Origin of the sequence: Lentibacillus sp. (genome assembly GCF_035301925.1) — a bacterium.
Classification (GTDB): Bacteria; Bacillota; Bacilli; order Bacillales; family Amphibacillaceae; genus Lentibacillus.
On the sequence record NZ_DATGTI010000137.1, the window covers coordinates 1 to 2,540 of the forward strand.

2 protein-coding genes are annotated in these 2,540 nt (G+C 40.6%); both read right to left on the minus strand.

The annotated features are described in order from the left end of the window. Nucleotides 1-122: 122 nt before the first annotated feature. A complete protein-coding gene (gene dcuS / locus VK080_RS11360) occupies nt 123-1,727 on the minus strand; it encodes a DcuS/MalK family sensor histidine kinase (protein WP_324224878.1) in 1,605 nt (534 codons plus the stop codon). A gap of 560 nt (nt 1,728-2,287) precedes the next feature. Beyond that, on the minus strand, nt 2,288-2,540 hold a 253-nt coding region (locus VK080_RS11365), incomplete at its 5' end, for a hypothetical protein (protein ID WP_324224879.1).

The following is a 2,540-nucleotide window of genomic DNA, read 5'->3' on the forward strand; positions in this document are numbered from 1 at the left end:
AAAAGTCCAAGCAGTGGAAGTATCATTAACCTCGCCAGCAACCGTAAAACCGGATACTTTTTCAAGAAAAACACGATTGAACTTAGCCACCATTGGATCATCTTCCACAATTAATACATGTATCATACGTTATCACCTTCGTCAGGAATAATTATGTCAAAAACTGTTCCTTCGCCCTTTTCAGATGTTACTTCCAGTACTCCGCCTAATTCATCCAGTGCGCGTTTTGTCAAAAATAAGCCATAACCACGATTGCTTCCTTTTGTAGATGTCCCTTTTTGAAAAATGGCTTCCCTTTCGGACGGCGTTAAACCAGTTCCATTGTCCTGAATAGAAAAATGAATCTGTTTGTCTATGTAGTTCATCGTAATAAGAACATGTTTATCTTCTTGGTCTGCTACAGCTTCCATCGCGTTATCACTTAGATTACCGATCATTGTGATGACCCATTCCATCTTTTTCGTGTTTTTTAATATCGGTAATGGTTGTTCACCGCTTAATTCTACGGTCACCCCATTGTTTCTAAATTGATTGAACTTGTTAAGTAAATAACCAGCTAAGACTGGATCCTTCACAAGGCGGGACACAGCCCCTACTTCTTGTTGATAATTATCGGAAATATAGTTAATATAAGCATCCAGTTCCTCGTAAGACTCCGTTTGGATCATCGCTGATATGACATGCATTTTGTTCATAAATTCATGCGTTTGTTCCCGTAGTGTGTCGGCATACGCTTTTGCATCGGTTAATTGCTCTGCTAAAGAAGTGACTTCTGTCTTGTCACGGAAAGTTGCGATCGTGCCTACTGTTTCATTCCCGGATACAACAGGCATGATATTTACAATGATATGAATCCCGTTCAGCTGTTGCTCCTGATCATATTCCGCCTTTTGATTAAGCAATTCCTGCCTCAACGCTGATGATGGCAAATAAGATTCGACAGGTTGACCAAGTGGATTCCCGGAAAGTCCGGCCCTATGAAACAGATCCTTCGCCGCATTGTTGGCAATGACGATTTCATTCTTTTCATTAATAGCTATAATACCTTCCCTCACGGACGCAAGCATGGCATCGCGTTCCTGGAATAACTGCGCAATCTCCCTTGGTTCCAAACCATATAATGTATGTTTTACACGGCGTGCCAACAGAACGGCTCCAATCCCCCCTACAACAATCCCTGCAGCGGTACCTATATACACAATATACCGACTGGCAAAAACCGCGTCCTCTACCTTATCTAGTAATACACCTACCGCAACAACCCCAACTTGTTCATTTTCGTTCCAAATGGGCATAAATGCACGCATGGATTCCCCTAGCGTACCCTCTGCCACCGATGTATACTGTTCCCCTTGAAATGCTCTGTCTTCATCATTACCAACAAAATATTGCCCGATTTTTTCTTCTACAGGATGTGATCTGCGAATATGGTCATTATCCATGACGACAATATAATCGACATTCGTATCCTCCTGCACAACGGCTGTATACGCCTGGATTTTCGTCGTCCGCATATCTCCGGATAAGCCGTCGATAACTTCACGCGAATGACTGACTGCACGCGCAATGTCCATCACGTTTTCAGCCTGATTTTCTCTTGTCTTTTCACCCATTTCACTAGCGATTAAGATACCGGTAACTGATAATGCGATAATTAACACGACACAGACCAATAGCATAATCCACGTTTGCAGCCGGATTGGTTTTCTTTTTCGTGAAAGTTTCATTGGACGCTCCTAGACACTTGATAATTTATTTTCCAAATCTACTATATCATAACTTTTGAAGCTGGGACGGAGGGACAGGTCCCTTGTCCCTACTGCTAAAATGCGGTGGAAAATTTTTCATTTAACCAGAAAAAGGAACGCGCAAAAGAAGAATGCCAGGAGAAGAGTTTCTTTAATAATTATTTTATTTAGGTCCCTACATTGACTTTTTCAAAAATCAAATATTGATAGATGAACGTCTGTGCATACAAAAAGCAGCTTGATATGCTTTTATCAAAACTGCCGAAACTTGGCCTACCGAACAATAAAGTAAAACTCCAATCAGTGGGGGCTTACTGCCATTTAAACGGGGGATAAAGTCTAACAAGGGTTCTAATACTCCGAGGACCGATGGTAAACCTAATAATATCGAAAACTATCAGATAACGAACTAGTAACAGGGATTCAAATTACAATCATCTTAAACCTATCGAGAAATATGAACACTCTAAAAATCCACCACCAACGTACAAGAAATTTTACAGTTTGGGTTTCAGAAAGATGTAATAGATTACTCCCCTTCATTCCGTTTCCAAGGCAAGCAGATCTTTGTATGTAATTGCCAGCCGTTGTTCTTTTATCTCTTCTACTTGTTCATTCAGATTGGTCACCATTTTATTGATTTTCTGGTCGAGGTCTTCCAGTAACTGCTGGTTATGTTTCTTTAACTTTTGGCTTTTTTCATCCAAGGCGTCAACAATTTTTCCTTTTTGATCATCAGCAATTACCTCATCAACCAGCTTCAATAGATCTTCATCACATGCATTGATATTA

What these genes read in the sequence shown, in the direction of transcription:
- dcuS (WP_324224878.1), bottom strand. Translation starts at nt 1,727, where the DNA reads ATGAAACTTTCACGAAAAAGAAAACCAATCCGGCTGCAAACGTGGATT.